The 16,218-nt window shown below is 68.2% G+C and carries 17 protein-coding genes; 6 read left to right on the top strand and 11 right to left on the bottom strand.

Going from position 1 to position 16,218, the window contains the following annotated elements:
• Nucleotides 1-32 precede the first annotated feature (32 nt).
• Genes infB through KTC28_RS03280 form a run of 4 tightly spaced genes read right to left on the bottom strand, consistent with a single transcriptional unit; the run spans nt 33 to nt 5,702 of the window.
• Nucleotides 33-2,846 (bottom strand): translation initiation factor IF-2, encoded by a 2,814-nt coding sequence (gene infB / locus KTC28_RS03295; RefSeq protein WP_216709715.1) that lies wholly within the window; start codon nt 2,844-2,846, stop codon nt 33-35.
• A complete protein-coding gene (locus tag KTC28_RS03290) occupies nt 2,839-3,555 on the bottom strand; it encodes a DUF448 domain-containing protein (protein ID WP_216709714.1) in 717 nt (238 codons plus the stop codon). The genes infB and KTC28_RS03290 overlap by 8 nt, the downstream gene beginning before the upstream one ends.
• Nucleotides 3,542-5,137 carry a transcription termination factor NusA gene (gene nusA / locus KTC28_RS03285; RefSeq protein ID WP_216709713.1) on the bottom strand — a complete coding sequence of 532 codons (1,596 nt, stop codon included), beginning with the start codon at nt 5,135-5,137 and terminating at the stop codon, nt 3,542-3,544. Before nusA ends, KTC28_RS03290 begins: the two co-directional genes overlap by 14 nt.
• A 1-nt stretch (nt 5,138) precedes the next feature.
• The gene (locus KTC28_RS03280; protein WP_216709811.1) at nt 5,139-5,702 is read right to left on the bottom strand and encodes an LSm family protein; all 564 of its coding nucleotides are present in this window, start codon (nt 5,700-5,702) and stop codon (nt 5,139-5,141) included.
• Nucleotides 5,703-5,957: 255 nt separating this feature from the next.
• On the opposite strand from KTC28_RS03280, the gene KTC28_RS03275 reads away from it, so the two are divergent.
• Entirely contained in the window at nt 5,958-6,857 is a 900-nt protein-coding gene (locus KTC28_RS03275; protein WP_216709712.1) for an MBL fold metallo-hydrolase, read from the top strand.
• Here KTC28_RS03275 and KTC28_RS03270 read toward each other — a convergent pair.
• Genes KTC28_RS03270 through KTC28_RS03260 form a run of 3 tightly spaced genes read right to left on the bottom strand, consistent with a single transcriptional unit; the run spans nt 6,847 to nt 8,656 of the window.
• The gene (locus tag KTC28_RS03270; protein ID WP_216709711.1) at nt 6,847-6,996 is read right to left on the bottom strand and encodes a DUF2256 domain-containing protein; all 150 of its coding nucleotides are present in this window, start codon (nt 6,994-6,996) and stop codon (nt 6,847-6,849) included. The genes KTC28_RS03275 and KTC28_RS03270 overlap by 11 nt on opposite strands.
• Nucleotides 6,996-8,093, bottom strand: a complete 1,098-nt coding sequence (gene aroB, locus KTC28_RS03265) for a 3-dehydroquinate synthase (RefSeq protein ID WP_216709710.1) — start codon at nt 8,091-8,093, stop codon at nt 6,996-6,998. Before aroB ends, KTC28_RS03270 begins: the two co-directional genes overlap by 1 nt.
• Nucleotides 8,090-8,656, bottom strand: coding sequence for a shikimate kinase (locus KTC28_RS03260; protein ID WP_216709709.1), 567 nt, complete (start codon nt 8,654-8,656; stop codon nt 8,090-8,092). The genes aroB and KTC28_RS03260 overlap by 4 nt, the downstream gene beginning before the upstream one ends.
• 102 nt (nt 8,657-8,758) lie before the next feature.
• Between KTC28_RS03260 and KTC28_RS03255 the strand changes: the two genes are divergently transcribed.
• The 4 genes from KTC28_RS03255 to KTC28_RS03245 are packed head-to-tail and all read left to right on the top strand — an operon-like array spanning nt 8,759 to nt 12,377.
• The gene (locus tag KTC28_RS03255; protein ID WP_216709708.1) at nt 8,759-8,896 is read left to right on the top strand and encodes a hypothetical protein; all 138 of its coding nucleotides are present in this window, start codon (nt 8,759-8,761) and stop codon (nt 8,894-8,896) included.
• Nucleotides 8,886-10,673 carry a hypothetical protein gene (locus KTC28_RS22670; protein WP_255602229.1) on the top strand — a complete coding sequence of 596 codons (1,788 nt, stop codon included), beginning with the start codon at nt 8,886-8,888 and terminating at the stop codon, nt 10,671-10,673. The genes KTC28_RS03255 and KTC28_RS22670 overlap by 11 nt, the downstream gene beginning before the upstream one ends.
• 56 nt (nt 10,674-10,729) lie before the next feature.
• Nucleotides 10,730-11,566, top strand: a complete 837-nt coding sequence (locus tag KTC28_RS22665) for a tyrosine-type recombinase/integrase (RefSeq protein ID WP_255602404.1) — start codon at nt 10,730-10,732, stop codon at nt 11,564-11,566.
• A gap of 34 nt (nt 11,567-11,600) precedes the next feature.
• Nucleotides 11,601-12,377, top strand: coding sequence for a class II aldolase/adducin family protein (locus tag KTC28_RS03245; protein ID WP_216709706.1), 777 nt, complete (start codon nt 11,601-11,603; stop codon nt 12,375-12,377).
• Here the strand turns inward: KTC28_RS03245 and KTC28_RS03240 are convergent.
• From KTC28_RS03240 to KTC28_RS03225, 4 genes are read right to left on the bottom strand one after another with little or no spacing between them, the layout of a single operon-like run.
• A complete protein-coding gene (locus KTC28_RS03240; protein WP_216709705.1) occupies nt 12,374-12,577 on the bottom strand; it encodes a hypothetical protein in 204 nt (67 codons plus the stop codon). The two genes, KTC28_RS03245 and KTC28_RS03240, sit on opposite strands and share 4 nt — an antisense overlap.
• Nucleotides 12,574-12,930: a plasmid mobilization protein gene (locus KTC28_RS03235; protein ID WP_216709704.1), complete on the bottom strand. Its 357-nt coding sequence runs from the start codon at nt 12,928-12,930 to the stop codon at nt 12,574-12,576. Before KTC28_RS03235 ends, KTC28_RS03240 begins: the two co-directional genes overlap by 4 nt.
• Nucleotides 12,931-12,988: 58 nt before the next feature.
• The gene (locus KTC28_RS03230; RefSeq protein WP_255602228.1) at nt 12,989-13,351 is read right to left on the bottom strand and encodes a DUF423 domain-containing protein; all 363 of its coding nucleotides are present in this window, start codon (nt 13,349-13,351) and stop codon (nt 12,989-12,991) included.
• Nucleotides 13,348-14,493: an acyl-CoA dehydrogenase family protein gene (locus KTC28_RS03225; RefSeq protein WP_216709703.1), complete on the bottom strand. Its 1,146-nt coding sequence runs from the start codon at nt 14,491-14,493 to the stop codon at nt 13,348-13,350. The genes KTC28_RS03230 and KTC28_RS03225 overlap by 4 nt, the downstream gene beginning before the upstream one ends.
• 74 nt (nt 14,494-14,567) lie before the next feature.
• On the opposite strand from KTC28_RS03225, the gene KTC28_RS03220 reads away from it, so the two are divergent.
• A complete protein-coding gene (locus KTC28_RS03220) occupies nt 14,568-16,004 on the top strand; it encodes an AMP nucleosidase (protein ID WP_439650111.1) in 1,437 nt (478 codons plus the stop codon).
• Nucleotides 16,005-16,218: the final 214 nt, after the last annotated feature.

Here is a 16,218-nt window from a genome sequence, read left to right as displayed (position 1 = left end):
CCGGGCACAAGGCCCGACCCGCCACCTATGCTTTAAAGTGTACGCTCGCGCTCTTCGATCTCGTACGTCTCGATGATGTCGCCCGGCTTGATGTCGGTGTTGTTCTCCAAGCCGATACCGCACTCAAGCCCCGAACGGACCTCGTTGACGTCTTCCTTGAAGCGCCGCAGCGACGACACGTTGGCGACATAGATGACGACATCGTCGCGCATGACGCGAGCCCGCAGGTTGCGCTTGATCGTGCCTTCGATGACACGCGCACCAGCGGCCTTGCCGGTCTTGCCCGCCTGGAAGACTTCGAGCACCTGCGCGCGGCCCACGACGTTCTCGAGGAACTCGGGACCGAGCTGCCCTGCCATCGCCGCCTTCACGTCGTCGATCAGATTATAGATGACGTCGTAATATTTGAGCGCGACGCCGTCCCGCTGGGCGAATTCGCGTGCCTTGGCGTTGGCGCGGACGTTGAAGCCAATGATCGGCGCCTTCGATGCCGCCGCCAGCGTGACGTCGGACTCGGTAATCCCGCCGACCCCCGAATGCAGCACCTTGACCTTGATGAGGTCGGTCGAGATCTTGTTGACCGCGCTGACGATCGCCTCGACCGATCCCTGAACATCGCCCTTGATGACCATTGGATACTGCTGCGCCTTGGCTTCGCGGAGCGCGTTGAACATCTGCGCAAGGTCGGCCGGCGGACCAACGGTGCGTTCGGCGGTGATGAGCCCGGCGCGATACGCCGCAACCTCCTTCGCGCGTGCCTCGGTCTCCATGACGCTGAACGGGTCACCCGCACGCGGGACGCCCGACAGGCCGAGCACCTCGACCGGGACCGACGGCCCCGCAGTCTTGACCTGGACGCCCTTGTCGTTGAGCAGCGCGCGAACCTTGCCCCACTCGGCACCGACGACGAAGACGTCGCCGACTTTGAGCGTGCCGCGGTTGACGAGTACCGTCGCGAGCGGGCCGCGGCCCTTGTCGAGCTTCGCCTCGATCACCGTCGCCTCGGCGGCGCGGTTCGGGTTGGCGGTGAGTTCGAGCACCTCGGCCTGGAGCAGGACCTTCTCGAGCAGGTCGTCGAGCCCGGTCTTCTTGGTCGCCGACACCTCGACATCCTGGACGTCGCCGCCCAACTCCTCGACCTGGACATCGTACTGGAGCAGCGCGGTGCGAATTTTCTGCGCATCGGCTCCGGGCTTGTCCATCTTGTTGATCGCGACGATCATCGGCACGCCCGCCGCCTTGGTGTGGGCGATCGCCTCGATCGTCTGCGGCATGATCCCGTCGTCCCACGCCACCACGAGGATGACGATGTCGGTGACGTTCGCCCCGCGCTTGCGCATGTCGGTGAAGGCTTCATGGCCCGGCGTGTCGAGGAAGGTGACCTTTTCTCCGCCCTTCAACGCCACCTGATACGCGCCGATGTGCTGGGTGATGCCACCGGCCTCGCCCGCGACGACGTCGGTGCCGCGAAGTGCGTCGAGCAGGCTGGTCTTGCCGTGGTCGACATGGCCCATGATCGTCACGACCGGGGGCCGCGGCTCGAGATCGGTATCGACGTCGACCGCGCCGATGACGCCGACTTCGACGTCGGAATCGGACACGCGAACGATGTTGTGGCCGAACTCGACGACCAGCAGCTCGGCGAGGTCCTGGTCCATCGCATCGGTCATCGCCATCGGCGAGCCGAGACGATTCAGCGCCTTGAGCAGGTCGCTGCCACGCTCGGCCATGCGGTTGGCGAGCTCCTGGACGGTGATCTCCTCCGGCACGACGATGTCGCGAACCTGGCGTGCCTGGCCGGCACCGCCGCCGTGGCCGCGATGCTGCTTCTCACGCGCGCGGCGAAGTGCGGCAAGGCTGCGGGTGCGGACGCTGTCGTCGCTGTCGAGCGCGCGGGTGACGGTGAGCTTGCCCTGGCGGCGGTCGTCGACGCGACCGCGCGACGGACGCGCCGGCAGGCCGCGCTTGCCGCCTTCTTCCTCGTCGATGATCGGCGTGATAGTGCCGGGCAGACGGCCAGCGGCAACCTTCGCCTCGGGCGGACGCAGCGCGGCTTCCTCCTCGGCCTTCTTCTTTTCCTCGGCGCGGAGCTTCTCCATGCCGATTGCCTCGGCCTTTTCGATCTCCTCGCGGCGGCGCGCTTCTTCGAGCGCCTGCATCCGCTGTTCCTCGGCCTCGCGCAGCATCGCGGCGAGCCGCTCCTGCGCGGTCAGCCGGTCGGGTGCAGCGGGAGTCGGGGCCGGGCGGCCGCGATTCGGTGCTGGACCGCGCGGGGTCGCCTGCGCCGAACGGACCGGCGGGGCTGGAGTGGGCGTTGGGGCTACGGGCGCCGCAGCAGCGGGAGCTGCCGCAACCGGCGCGGGGGTCGCAACCGGGGCCGGGGCCGGGGTTGCAACGGGCTCGGCGCGGACCGGAATCGGCGCGCGTTCGACCGGGGTGAACATGACCGGGGGCACGACCGGGCGCGCCGGGACGGGCGCAGGCGCAGGCTCGACCGGCGCTGCCACGGCGGGCGTCGCGACCGGAGCCGGTGCGGCGGCGGGCTCGGCAACGGGGGCCGGTGTCGGCTCGGGGGCCTTCGCGACGGGGGCGGCGGGCGCGACCGGGGTGGCGACGGGGGGCGCTACCTGTGCGGGAACGGGTGCGGCCGCCGGTGCGGGGGCCTCGACGACGGGTTCCTCGCGGACTTCACCCGGACGATGGAGGACGCGCGCGCGCTTGACCTCGACCACGACCGACTTCGAGCGGCCATGGCTGAAGCTCTGCTTGACCTTGCCGATCTCGACCGTCTTGTTCAGACCGAGCGGGGCACGCATGCCGAGCTTGGGTTTGTTGTCGTCACTCATGCGTTACCCTGATGCCTTTAGTGGGAGCGGCGTTCGCCCCCATGTCGTTGAAATCCAAGCCGTTGAAGGCGCGCCAGCGGGCAACCGCACCGCTCACGCGCGCCGCCGCCGCCGTCTCGCAGACTGCGGCGTGTACCACATTCTCGCGACCGAGCGCCAAGGACAATATCTCGCGCCCGACCGGCAAAACGATCGACACGACGCTGTTCGGTGCGCCCTTCGCCTTGCCGTCGAGCTTCGCCATGCCGTCGGGCGCGGCGTCGTTCGCGTGGAGCAAAAGCCGGACCCGTCCTGCGCTCAACGCATCGCCGATCCGCTCCGATCCCCAGATGAGGTGTCCGGCCTTGTTTTCCAACCCGAGCCGGTCGAGCGCGCGGCGTTCGAGCCCCGCCGCGATCGTCTCCACGAGGGTGTCGGGGACGTTGATGCTCGTCGTCTTGAATGCGCGCATCAGCACGCCGCGCAGCTTGCCCTTGGCAGCGGCGGTGGCGATCAGCGCGCGATTCGGTGCCAGCCACGCCCCGCGTCCCGGCGCCCGCGCAGCGAGGTCGGCGTGAACTCCGCCGGCGTCGTCGAGCGCAAGCCGGATCAACGCATCGCGCGATCCGTGCTCACCCGTCAGGATGCACTTGCGCTCGGGGGCCGACGGTTTCCCGGTCGGGCCCTGAACGTCGATGTCGGTCGCTATGCCGGTTTCATTCTGGGACATCCGCGTTAGCGACCTCCCCAGCTACTTCCGGCTTCACTTCTTCGTCGAACCAGTGCGCGCGCGCCGCCATGATGATGCGGTTGCCCTCGTCTTCCGACAGGCCAAACGTCTTGAGGATGCCGTCGCGCTTCGCCACCAGCTCGTCACTGGCGAGGTCGCCGAGGTCGTCGATCGTCTTGATCCCGGCATGGCCGAGAACGACGAGCATCGCCTCGGTCAGGCCGTCGATCGCGGCGAGGGCATCTTCGACGCCAAGGCCACGGCGTTCCTCGCGGGCGGCGGACTCCTTGCGGTCGAGTGCATCCTGCGCGCGCTGCTGAAGCTCACCGGCGAGATCGTCGTCGAAGCCTTCGATCGCCGCCAACTCGGCGACGTCGACATAGGCAACTTCCTCGAGCTCGCTGAAGCCTTCGGCAACGAGCAGCTGCGCGAGCGTCTCGTCGACGTCGAGTTCGGTCTGGAACAGCTCGGACTTCTCGACAAATTCCTTCTGGCGCCGCTCGCTCTCGTCGGCCTCGGTCATGATGTCGATCTGGCGTCCGGTCAGCGCGCTGGCAAGGCGGACGTTCTGCCCGCGGCGGCCGATCGCGAGGCTCAACTGGTCGTCGGGGACGACCACGTCGATGCGGTTGTCCTCCTCGTCCATCACGACTTTGCTGACTTCGGCCGGCTGGAGCGCGTTGACGACGAAGGTGGCGACGTCGGGCGACCACGGGATGATGTCGATCTTCTCGCCCTGGAGCTCCTGGACGACCGCCTGAACGCGGCTGCCCTTCATGCCGACGCACGCGCCGACCGGGTCGATCGACGAGTCGCGGCTGATCACGCCGATCTTCGCGCGGCTGCCGGGGTCGCGCGCGACCGCCTTGATCTCGATGATGCCGTCGTAGATTTCGGGGACTTCCTGTGCGAACAGCTTCTTCATGAACTCACCCGCAGCGCGGCTGAGGAAAATCTGCGGCCCACGGATTTCGCGGCGGACTGACAGGATCAGCGTGCGGACGCGGTCGCCGACGCGGAGGACTTCGCGGGGGATCTGCTGATCGCGGCGAATCACGCCTTCGGCCTTGCCGAGGTCGACGACGACATGGCCGAATTCGGCGCGCTTGACGACGCCAGTGATAATCTCGTTCACCCGGTCCTTATATTCTTCGTACTGGCGGTCGCGCTCGGCATCGCGGACCTTCTGGACGATGACCTGCTTCGCCGCCTGCGCGGCGATACGGCCGAATTCGATCGGGGGCAGCGGGTCGACGATGAAATCGCCGAGCGCCGGGTTTTTCTGCAGCTTGGCGGCGTCCACCAGGTTGATCTGCTTGAAGAAATCTTCGGGGGCTTCGACGACTTCGAGGACGCGCCACAGCCGCAGGTCGCCGGTCTTCGCATCGATCTTGGCACGGATGTCGTTCTCGGCGCCGTAACGCGCACGCGCGGCCTTCTGGATCGACTCCTCCATCGCCTCGATGACGATCATCCGGTCGATCGACTTCTCCCGCGCGACGGCGTCGGCGATCGCGATCAGTTCGGCGCGGTTGGCAGTGACGGCGGCGACGCCTTTGGTCGCGGTGGCGGCTTGGGCCATGTCAGTCCTCATCCTGCGTGTTGTCGTTGTCGGCAAATTCGGCCGGGTCTTCGACGATCTGCTCGGCATCGCCGAAATCGAGCGGGCGGCTGGCGGCGATCAATTTGTTGGTCAGCACCAGCTTGGCGCTTTCGATCGCGGCAAACGGCACCGTCACCAGGCCAACCGTCGGTACGTTGAAATCGACATTCTCGCCGGTCACGCCGACGATCGCGCCGTGGAGCCGGGCGCGCCCGTCGATGCTCTCGGTGAATTTCACCCGGACATCGTGCCCGGCCCATTTGGCATAATCGCCGAGCCGGGTGAGCGGGCGGTCGATGCCCGGCGATGATACTTCGAGCGCGTATTCGGCCTCGATCGGGTCCTTCTCGTCGAGCATGTCGGACAGCGCGCGGCTCAATGTCTCGCATTGCTCGAGCGTCAACTGGCCGGTCGCCGGGTCCTCGGCCATCACCTGCAACGTCTGCCCGGCCTTCGACCCGTTCATCTGAACGCGCACGAGGACAAGCCCCTGCGCGGTGGCGATCGGGCCGATCAACTCGGCGAGGACGGCGGCTGTAGCCAGATAAAACCCTTGAAATTTCGCCGATACGGCGAAGGGGACGGTCCGGAGCGACCCGGCCGACCTTCGCAGCATGACGATGTGAAGATGGATGTGATATAGAACACGGGGTGCCCGGGCGCAAGCATAGCACTCGGCATCGATCATATTCTGGTAGACGAAGGCGCGAGCCGCGAGCGGGCAAGTGCCGCAGGCGGCTTGGCCGTTGCCGCGCCGACCGCTATCACGCACGACACTATCGCTCCAAGGAACCCGACGATGGCCGTGACCAAATTTGCAGCCCTGTTCGCCGCCGCGCTGCTCGCCGCGCCGCTAACTGCCGCGCCGATGCCGCAGCCGGTCGCGCCCGAAGCGCGCTGGGTCGCTGTCGGCGCGCTGCGAGTCGCGGCGCTTCACGACACCGACTTCCTCATCCCCAACGACGGCGGGACCTTCGGCGTCGATGCTGGCGTGCCTGCGGTAACGGCGGTGCTCGCCGCAGCGGGGGCGCCGACCGACACGGTCCGGGTCGGGGTCAACGCGCTGCTGGTCGAGCTGCCGGGGCACTTCGTCCTGATCGATACCGGCGTCGGCGTTGCGGCGAGCCAGCTCATGCCGAGCCTCACCGCGGCCGGGGTCAAACCGGGCGATGTTACCGACGTCCTCATCACCCACAGCCACGGCGATCACGTCGGCGGCCTGATCACAAGCGACGGGGCGCAGGCGTTCCCGAATGCGAAAGTACGCATGTCGGCGGCCGAATGGACCTTCCTCCAGGCGAACACCGGCGCGGCGAAGCTGGTCGCGGCGATCACCCCGCAGGTCGCGACCTTCACCCCCGGTACGATGGTCGTTCCCGGCATCACCGCGATGTCGATCCCCGGCCACACGCCGGGCCACGTCGCCTATGAGATCGTCTCGGGCAAGGTGCGGCTGCTCGATATCGGCGACACCGCGCACAGCACGATCGTGTCGCTGGCGAAGCCCGACTGGTCGATGGGCTTCGATTCGGACAAGGCGCTCGGCAAGGTCAGCCGCCGCGCTGAACTGACTCGCCTCGCCGCGAGCCACGAGATGATCTTCGCGCCGCACTTCCCGTACCCCGGCGTCGGCACGATCGCCGCCAAGGGAGACGGCTTCATCTGGGTCCCGGCGGCAGCGGGGAGCTTTACGAACTGATTCCCTTCGCCCGGCACGCGTCGGAGCAGTAACGGACGTTCTCCCAGTCACGCTCCCACTTCTTACGCCACGCGAACGGGCGGGCGCAGGCGGCGCAGATTTTTGTCGGCAGGTCCGCCTTTTTGACGCCCTTTGGCATCAGTCGGCGAGCGTCCGGTCGAGGAACGCCGCGACGTCGCCGAGCGGGATATCGCGGGCGATGAAAGCGTCGCCGATGCCGCGGGCAAGGACGAAGGCGAGGGTGCCGTTCCGCATCTTCTTGTCCTGGAGCATGTGCGCCATCAGCGGCGCGGCGGTCGTCGCGATCCCGCGCGGGTGGTTCGGCAGCCCGGCTTGGGCGAGATGATCGGCGACCCGCGCTGCATCGGCGGTTGGGCACAGGCCGCGCTCGGCGGAAAAGGCGAACGCTAGCGCGCAGCCGATCGCGACTGCCTCGCCGTGGAGCAAGCGGTCGGAGAACCCCGCCTCGGCCTCGAGAGCATGGCCGAAGGTGTGGCCGAGATTGAGCAAGGCGCGGGTGTCGCCGGTTTCACGCTCGTCGGCGGCGACGATCGCGGCCTTGGCGGCGACGCTGGTGGCGATCGCATGCGTCCGCGCGGCGGGATCGCCGCTCAGCAGCGCGGCGACGTTAGCGTCGCACCAGTCGAAGAACGCCGCGTCGCCGAGCAGCGCAGTCTTGATCACCTCGGCATACCCAGCGCGCAACTCGCGCGGCGGCAGCGTGTCGAGCAGGTCGGGATCGATCAGCACCGCCGCCGGCTGGTGGAACGCGCCGACGAGGTTCTTGCCTGCCTTGGCGTTGATCGCGGTCTTGCCGCCGACCGAGCTGTCGACCTGCGCGAGCAATGTCGTCGGAATCTGGACGAATTTGCATCCGCGGCGAAGGATCGCGGCGGCAAAACCCGTCAGGTCGCCGACCACCCCGCCGCCGAGCGCAACGACGACATCGCCGCGCTCGACCCCGAAGCCGAGCAGGCTCTCGACGACCGTTTCGAGCGTCCGCCAGTTTTTCGTCGCCTCGCCGGGGGGCACGATGATCGGCGCTATCGTCAACCCCACCGCCGACAGCGCCGTCCGCAGCGATTCGAGATGGAGGCGCGCCACGGTCGAATCGGTGACGACGGCGATATGCTTGCGCGCGGTCAGCGGCGCGACGATCTCTCCGGCGCGCGCGAGCAGACCGGGCGCGATGTGGACGTCGTACGCGCGCTCGCCAAGTGGAACCGGGACGATCATCGCGCCTTCGCCAGCGCGGCGAGGATCGCGCGGACGGTGGCGTCGTGCGGTGTCGGCTTGCTGCTGATATGGATATGCGCCTCGGCATAGAGCGGGTTGCGGACTGCGGCGAGTTCGGCGAGCACTTCGGCGGGATCGCGGTCGCGAAGAAGCGGCCGGGTATTGCGCCGCCGGACCCGCTCGGCAAGCGTCGCGATATCGGCGTCGAGCCAGATCGCGACCGCGCGGGCGAGGATCAGCGCCCGCGTGTCGGCGGCGACGAAGGCACCGCCGCCGGTGGCAACGACCTTGACCGGTCCGTCGATCAGCCGGGCAATGACGCGGCGCTCGCCGTCGCGAAAATGCGCCTCGCCGAAGCGTTCGAAGATTTCGGCGATCGACAGGCCCGACGCGCGCTCGATCTCGGTATCGGCGTCGACGAACGGCAGGCCGAGCCGTGTCGCCAGCCGCCGCCCGATCGTCGACTTGCCTGCGCCCATCAGCCCGACGAGGACGATCGTCCGCGTCTGCGCCGCTGCGGGCGCTCGCGACTCTGCTGCAGCGGCCCGCGAGGGGAGGGCCATCTCGGCCGGGCTTTTTGCGTCGCACTCCATGACAAGCTTACGCTATACACCGCGCCGAAGACGGGCAAAGCCCCGCGACATTGGTATCGGGAATAGAACGACATGCGGTTTTTGATGTGGGTCTTGCTTGCGGTGCTGCTGATCGTCGTTGCCGGGGTTGTCTATCTGATGACCGCCAACGTCCCCGCGCCGACGCACCATGTCGAGCGCGTCATCCCGAACGACCGCCTTGGCCACTGATCGCCGTCCCCTTGCGCTGCTGCTGATCGCGGCGTTCGCGGCGGGACCGTCGGCCGCGCAGGTTGCCCCCGCACCCGACGCTCCAGCTCCGGCAACCGCCGCGCCGAAGTCGCTGCTGCCCGACAGCTTCGGCGCGGCGCCGTCCGCCCCGGTCGTCGCGCCTGCGCCGTTGGCGCTGCCTGCTGCCCCGGAGGCTGATGCGACGCCCGACGCCGCCGCTCCCGCCGATGTTGCTGCGGCGACCACCGCTGCGACCGCCGCCGCCGAGCCGAGCGGACCGCCGATCGGCAGTGTCGGCCCGCTGACCCCCGACGCGGGCGGCTACGGGCCCGACGTCTTCGCCGGGTCCGACGGGCGCTTCGTCGCCGGCCTGCTACGGCGGCTGCGGACCCCGGTCGCGGCACGCTGGGCGCATATCGTCCTTCGCCGCGCTTTGCTGTCCGAGGCTCCGGCCCCGGTCGGGATCAACCCCGGCGACTGGATTGCAGAACGCGCGCGGACCCTGCTCGAGATGGGCGAGATCGACGGAGCCAAGGCGCTGGTCGACAATCTGCCGATCGACCGGGTGACGCCGCGGCTGGTCCGCGTCGAGGGCCAGGTCCACCTCGCCGCCGCCGACCTGCCCGGCCTGTGTCCGCTCGCCGATACCGGCGGCGCGGTCTCGCCCGACCCGCTGTGGAAACTGAGCGAGGCGATGTGCGCGGCGATGGCGGGCGACGACATCACCGCCGCGAGCGGCTTCGACGGCCTGCGCGACGGCAACCAGGTCGACCCGTTCGACATCATGCTCGGCGAGCGTATCGCCACGATCAGCGGGGCCGGCGGCGGGCGCGCGGCGAACGTCGAATGGGACGCGGTCGACCGGCTGACGCCCTATCGTTTCGGCGTCGCGACCGCCGCGGGAGTCGCGGTGCCGCTGCCGCTGCTGACCAAACTCGCCGAGGCGACCGGCGGCGCGAGCTGGGGCTGGGTGCTCCGCGCGCCCGGACAGGCCGCCGACGTCCGCGCGGCGGCGCTGCGCCCGGCGGCGGCAATCGGCATTGTCTCGGTCGACGACATGGTCAGCGCGATCAGCGCGGCGAGCGCCGATCTCGATCGCAGTGCGCTCGACGCGTCCCCGGCGGGAACGCTGCGCGCCGCTTATGCCGCGCCGACGACGGTCGAGCGCGTCGCGGCGATGCGGACGATCTGGGCAAGTGGCGCCGACGAGCCCGACCGCTATGCCGCGCACGTCGAGACCGCGCTCGCCGCCGCGCGGTTGCCGGTCGATCAAGCGGTGGCGTCCGACGCGCCTGAATTGATTGCGTCGATGCTGTCGGCAGGGATCGAGGACCGCGCCGCCAAATGGTGGCCGGTCGTCGCGCGCGGCGGCGACGCCGCGAGCCGCAGCGCGTGGGCGCTGCTCGCGGTCGGGGCGAATGGCGGCATAGCAGTATCGCCCGACCGCTTCGCCGCTTACGCCAAGGACGTCTCGCCGCACCGCGCGGCACTGCTGCTCGCGGCACTCGACGGCTTGGGCCATGCGCGCGGCAGCGACTGGAGTTCGTCGAAAAGCGATGCCGGGCTGACAGTCGCCAACAGCTGGAGCAGCGCGATCGACGCGGCGGCGGCGGCGCACCGTACCGGCGAGGTCGCGGTCCTCGCTGCGACCGGGCTGCAGGTGCGTTGGGCGGCGGTGTCGCCAGCATATTTCGCGCACATCATAGCTGCCTATGTTGCGGTTGGCTGGAACCACGAGGCGCGAATGCTCGCCGCCGAAGCCGTCACGCGGGGGTGACGGGAGCGGTTACAGAGGCTCTGGCCGACACCCGCGCCATCGCCCTGTTCCTCGACATGTGCGCCGCCGAGCGCGGGTCGGCGAAGAACACGATCCTCGCCTACCGCCGCGATCTCGACGGCGCGAGTGCGCTGCTCGGCGGGCGGCTCGTGGCGGCGACCCCCGATGATCTCGCCCGGCTGGCGCATGAGTGGCGCGATCTCGCGCGGGCCTCGCTCCAGCGCAAATCGTCGGCGCTGCGCGGTTTCTTCGCCTTCCTGATCACCGAGGGAGTCCGCGCCGACGATCCCGCAGCGGGGCTGCCGAAGACCGCGCGCGCTCGCCCGCTGCCGAAGTCGCTCGGGTCGGGCGACGTCGAGCGGCTGTTCGCGGCGCTCGCCGACCGGGCACCGACTCCCGCGAACCTCCGCCTGAACGCGTTGGTCGAATTGCTGTACGGCTCGGGGCTGCGCGCGACCGAGCTCGTCAGTCTGCCGCGGCACGCCGTTCAGCCGGGGCGCGGCTTTGCGATCCTGACCGGCAAGGGCGGCAAGGAGCGGTTGGTGCCGATCGGCCAGCGCGCACTCGCCGCCGTCGCCGCCCACGCTGCCCTCGTCGATGCGAGCGAACGCTATCTATTCCCCAGCGGGGCGAAGCACCTGTCGCGCGTCCGCCTGTTCCAGCTCGTCAAGGACCTCGCCGCCGCCGCCGGCATCCCGCCCGACCGGATCAGCCCGCACGTTTTGCGCCACGCCTTCGCGACGCATCTGCTCGAGGGCGGTGCCGACCTGCGGACGCTGCAGACGCTGCTCGGGCACGCCGATATCGCGACGACGCAGATCTATACCCATGTCCAGAGCGCGAAGCTCGTCGAGCTGGTCAACACCCGCCATCCGCTTGCCGACAAGGTCTGACGGGCGCACACTCAAAAAAACTGGGAGAGTCGCCGTGGCTACCGCCTTCAAGACCGTCGACAACGTGCAGGACCAAGTCAGCCCCGAGGAATGGGCGATCCGTGTCGACCTCGCCGCCGCGTACCGGCTCGTCGCGCATTACGGCTGGGACGACTTGATCTTCACCCATTTGTCGGCGCGCGTCCCCGGCCCCGAGCATCACTTCCTGATCAACCCCTACCAGTTGATGTTCGAGGAGATCACCGCGTCGAGCCTCGTCAAGATCGACGTCGAGGGCAAACCGGTGATGCCGACACCGTACATTACCAACGCCGCCGGCTTCACCATCCATTCGGCGCTGCACATGGCACGTGACGATGCGTTCGCGGTGATGCACCTCCACACCCCGGCGGGGCAGGCGGTCGCCGCGCAGGCGGAAGGGTTGATGCCACTCACCCAGACCGCGATGCTGATTCGCGACGAAGTCGCCTATCATGAGTTCGAGGGCGTTGCGCTCGACCTCGAGGAGCGCGAGCGGCTCGTCGAGGACCTCGGTACCAAAGACGCGATGATCCTGCGCAACCATGGCACGCTGACTGTCGGCAAGAACGTCGGCCAATGCTTCATCAAGATGTATTTCCTCGAGCGTGCGTGCGAGGCGCAGATCATGGCGCTGTCGGGCGGCGTCGCGAACCTTTACCACCCGCCGCAGGGGTCGCCGGAAAAGACCGCCGGGCAGGGCAAGAACGGGCTCGACGTCGTCGCCGACCGCCTCGCATGGCCCGCGCTGCTGCGGAAGATGGACCGGCTCGACCCGAGCTTCCGGAACTAGGCGTTCGGCGGCGGCAGGGCGGGTGCGCGCGTTGCGGCGCGCTGCGCTTCGGAGATGATGACCTCGAGGCGGATGACGCGCTCGGTCAGACTGTCCTGCCGCGCCTCGAGCTTGGCATAATCGGCGGTAAGCTGGTCGACCTTATACTGCAGCAACAGGATGTTACGCGTTCCGCTCAGGATATTGTCGATGATGCTCAAGCGTTGACCCTGAACAAATCGGCGACGCCGTCGAGATCCATCCCGGCAATTTCGCGCGTCACGCGCGCACGAATTTCATCCTCGCGCGCAGGGTCGAGCGCATAGTCGATTCGGGCGATCGTCGCGTCGAGTTGCGCGTTCATCGTCCGCGTCGCCGAGTTGAGCAGTTCGGCGTATGTCTCGAGCTGGGCCATGACATCCGGCGTCAGCTCGACCTCCTCGTACATCTCGTACGCCGACACCGCGCGCTTGATGTATTCGCCCGTGCTGATTCGCGCGGCTAAGGCATGCGACTGGAGCGCGGCCTTCTCTGCGGGGTCGAACAGGACGGTGACGCGGGCAGTAGCGGCCATCGATCGTTCCTTATCATCTTCCTTATCATGATAAGCGCGAGCACGAACTCCTACAAGCCTAGCGCCGCCCCGGCACGAACGGCGCGAGTGCGAGCCATAGCCAGCCAAGGAGCATCGCCGACCCCCCGATCGGCGTGATCGCACCGAACCAGCGCGGGGCACCGAGCGCAAGGCCGTCGAGCGTCGCTGCGAAGATCAGGCTGCCGACCAGCAACGCCCACGCCCCGCCACGCACTGCGGGAGTATCGCGCCAGCTCAGCAAAGCGAACACCGCAATCGCGTGGGGCAGCTGGAACTGCACCCCGGTCTGGAGCCATCCCTTCGCCAGCGGATCGGTCACGCCGTGGACCGCCGCTGCGCCGACCGCGATCGACAGGCACGCGCTCAACGCCGCGAGAGACGGCAGATAGCGCGCGGTCAATTGCTCGCCCGCATCAACTCGCGCGAAATCACCACGCGCATGATCTCGTTGGTCCCCTCGAGAATCTGGTGGACGCGCAGGTCGCGGAACAGGCGCTCGACAGGGTAATCCATCAGGTAACCGTAGCCGCCGTGGAGCTGGAGCGCGCGGTCGACCACCGCCATGCCGGTGTCGGTCGCCAGCCGCTTCGCCATCGCCGCAAAGCGCGTCTTATCGGGGGCATTGTCCTCGACCCTTGCAGCAGCGGCATACAAAAGCATCCGCGCCGCCTGCAGCTCGGTCTCCATGTCGGCGAGCTTGAACTGGGTCGCCTGGAAATCGGCGATCGCCTTGCCGAACTGCGACCGGCCGCGCGTGTAGGTCACCGCCTCGTCGAGCGCGCGCTGCGCCCCACCGAGGCTGCACGCGCCGATGTTGAGCCGCCCGCCGTCGAGCCCGGTCATGGCGATGGCGAAGCCCTGCCCTTCCTCGCCGACGCGGTTCGCGACAGGCACGCGGACCGCGTCGAAGTTGACCTGCGCGGTAGGCTGCGAGTGCCACCCCAATTTGCGTTCGGGCGCACCGAAGCTGACGCCGGGCATGTCCTTGTCGATGACGAGGCAGGTGATGCCCTTCGGCCCGTCAACGCCGGTGCGGACCATCGTCACATAAACGTCGTTGACCCCGCCGCCCGAGATGAACGCCTTGCTCCCTGTCACGATGTAGTCATCGCCGTCACGCACTGCGCGCATCCGCAGCGCGGCGGCGTCGGACCCCGACCCCGGTTCGGTCAGGCAATAACTGGCGATCTTGTCCATCGCGACGAGCGCGGGCAGATAGCGTGCCTTCAATTCCGCCGCGCCGAAGCTGTCGATCATCCACGACGCCATGTTGTGGATCGAGATGAACGCGCTCGTCGACGGGCAGCCGTACGCCATCGCCTCCATGATCAGCGCCGCCTCGATCCGCCCGAGGCCGATGCCGCCGCTCGCCTCCGACACATAGATCGCGCCGAAGCCGAGCGCGCCCGCCGCACGAATCGTGTCGATCGGAAAGATGTGGTGTTCGTCCCAATGGCTCGCATTGGGGGTGATCTCGCTCGCGGTGAAGCGGCGCGCGACCTCCTGGATTTCGCGCTGGTCGTCGGTCAGGTCGAACTGCATGCAAAAGGCTCCGTCGGGAGCGCTGCCCTAGCAGACGGTCGACCGGCCGCCAATTATCGGGCATGCCGCAGGCGATGACTTCCTCCCAGATCGTCGACGCCCTCACCGCCATCCACGCGACCTCGGTCGCCGCGCTCCGCGCCGCACTCGGGGCATACCTCCGTGACGGCACTCCGCCTAATCCGGCGGCGCGCGCGGCGGGGGCGTTCGCCTACCCCGAACTGCGGCTGCGCTACCATGGCGGCGGCGCGCCTCGGCTGATCCGCGCTTATGCCCGCGTCACCGTGCCCGGCGATTATGCGACGACGGTGACCCACCCCGAGCTGTATCGCGACTATCTCGTCGAACAGCTGGATCTGCTCACCGCCGACTTCGGAGTCGAGATCGAGGTGGCGCGCTCGGGGGTCGAGATTCCCTACCCGTACGTTCTCGACGGCGCCGACGACCTGCGGCTCGACACCGTCGCCGCCGCCGACCTCGCGCGCTTCTTCCCGACGACCGAGCTGACGCATATCGGCGACGAACTGCCCGACGGGCTGTGGGACCTGTCGCTCAACGCGACGCGTCCGCTCGCCTTGTTCGACGCGCCGCGCACCGACTTCAGCCTCGCCCGGCTCAAGCACTACACCGGCACGCCCGCTGCCGACGTCCAGCAATATGTCCTGCTGACCAACTACCACCGCTATGTCGACGAGTTCGTCCAATGGGCGTGCCGCCAGTTGCAGGGCGACACGATTTACACCAGCCTGTCGTGCAGCGGCGGGACCGTCATCGGCCGGGATGATCCCGACCCGGCGCGGGCGATAGCCGACGGCGCGTGGCGGCGCCACCAGATGCCGGCATATCACCTGACCGCTCCCGGACGCGCAGGCATCACCCTCGTCAACATCGGCGTCGGCCCGGCGAATGCCAAGACGATCACCGACCATCTCGCGGTGCTGCGTCCCGAGGCGTGGCTGATGATCGGGCATTGCGGCGGGTTGCGCCCAAGCCAGGCGATCGGCGACTATGTGCTGGCGCACGCCTATCTTCGCGACGACCATGTCCTCGACGACGTTTTGCCTCCCGAAATTCCCATCCCGCCGATCGCCGAGGTCCAGCAGGCGCTTCAGCAGGCGACCGAGGCGATCACTGGCTTGCATGGGGAGGCGGTCAAGCCGCGGCTGCGGACCGGAACGGTCGTGACGACCGACGACCGTAACTGGGAACTGCGCTTCAGCCGCACCGCGCTGCGCTTCAACCAGTCGCGCGCGGTCGCTGTCGACATGGAATCGGCGACGATCGCGGCGCAGGGCTATCGCTTCCGCGTGCCGTACGGGACGCTGCTGTGCGTGTCGGACAAACCGCTCCACGGCGAGATCAAGCTGCCGGGACAGGCGAACCGCTTCTACGAGGGCGCGATTTCCGAACACCTGCAGATCGGGATCGCGGCGATCGACCGGCTGCGCGCGGCGGGGGACCGGTTGCACTCGCGGAAGCTAAGAGCGTTCGACGAGCCGCCTTTCCGCTGAAGCGCGGCAAGCGATAAGCGGAAAACGCCCTTCGCGTTTGCCGCTTATCGCGCGACTCGCGCGAAGCCGGCCGGCGGGTCGGCGAACCTTCATCGCCGAACCCGACCGACGGCGCGGCTTTGCCGCGACGCCCTCCAAGCTTAAGTTCAAAATAAGTTCACACAAACGCATGTGGTTTTTCGCGCTGCACCGGCTGTTTGATAATTGGAGCCAG

Origin of the sequence: Polymorphobacter megasporae (assembly GCF_018982885.2) — a bacterium.
Taxonomy (GTDB): Bacteria; Pseudomonadota; Alphaproteobacteria; order Sphingomonadales; family Sphingomonadaceae; genus Polymorphobacter_B; species Polymorphobacter_B megasporae.
The sequence above is the reverse complement of the archived record's forward strand: the minus strand, read 5'-3'. Positions and strand labels throughout refer to the sequence as shown.

Excerpts from the sequence above, each read along its gene's own strand:
- infB (WP_216709715.1), bottom strand. The coding sequence starts at position 2,846 with ATGAGTGACGACAACAAACCCAAGCTCGGCATGCGTGCCCCGCTCGGT.
- KTC28_RS03290 (WP_216709714.1), bottom strand. The coding sequence starts at position 3,555 with ATGTCCCAGAATGAAACCGGCATAGCGACCGACATCGACGTTCAGGGC.
- nusA (WP_216709713.1), bottom strand. The coding sequence starts at position 5,137 with ATGGCCCAAGCCGCCACCGCGACCAAAGGCGTCGCCGCCGTCACTGCC.
- KTC28_RS03275 (WP_216709712.1), top strand. The coding sequence starts at position 5,958 with ATGGCCGTGACCAAATTTGCAGCCCTGTTCGCCGCCGCGCTGCTCGCC.
- KTC28_RS03270 (WP_216709711.1), bottom strand. The coding sequence starts at position 6,996 with ATGCCAAAGGGCGTCAAAAAGGCGGACCTGCCGACAAAAATCTGCGCC.
- aroB (WP_216709710.1), bottom strand. The coding sequence starts at position 8,093 with ATGATCGTCCCGGTTCCACTTGGCGAGCGCGCGTACGACGTCCACATC.
- KTC28_RS03260 (WP_216709709.1), bottom strand. The coding sequence starts at position 8,656 with ATGGCCCTCCCCTCGCGGGCCGCTGCAGCAGAGTCGCGAGCGCCCGCA.
- KTC28_RS03255 (WP_216709708.1), top strand. The coding sequence starts at position 8,759 with ATGCGGTTTTTGATGTGGGTCTTGCTTGCGGTGCTGCTGATCGTCGTT.
- KTC28_RS22665 (WP_255602404.1), top strand. The coding sequence starts at position 10,730 with ATGTGCGCCGCCGAGCGCGGGTCGGCGAAGAACACGATCCTCGCCTAC.
- KTC28_RS03235 (WP_216709704.1), bottom strand. The coding sequence starts at position 12,930 with ATGGCCGCTACTGCCCGCGTCACCGTCCTGTTCGACCCCGCAGAGAAG.
- KTC28_RS03225 (WP_216709703.1), bottom strand. The coding sequence starts at position 14,493 with ATGCAGTTCGACCTGACCGACGACCAGCGCGAAATCCAGGAGGTCGCG.
- KTC28_RS03220 (WP_439650111.1), top strand. The coding sequence starts at position 14,568 with ATGACTTCCTCCCAGATCGTCGACGCCCTCACCGCCATCCACGCGACC.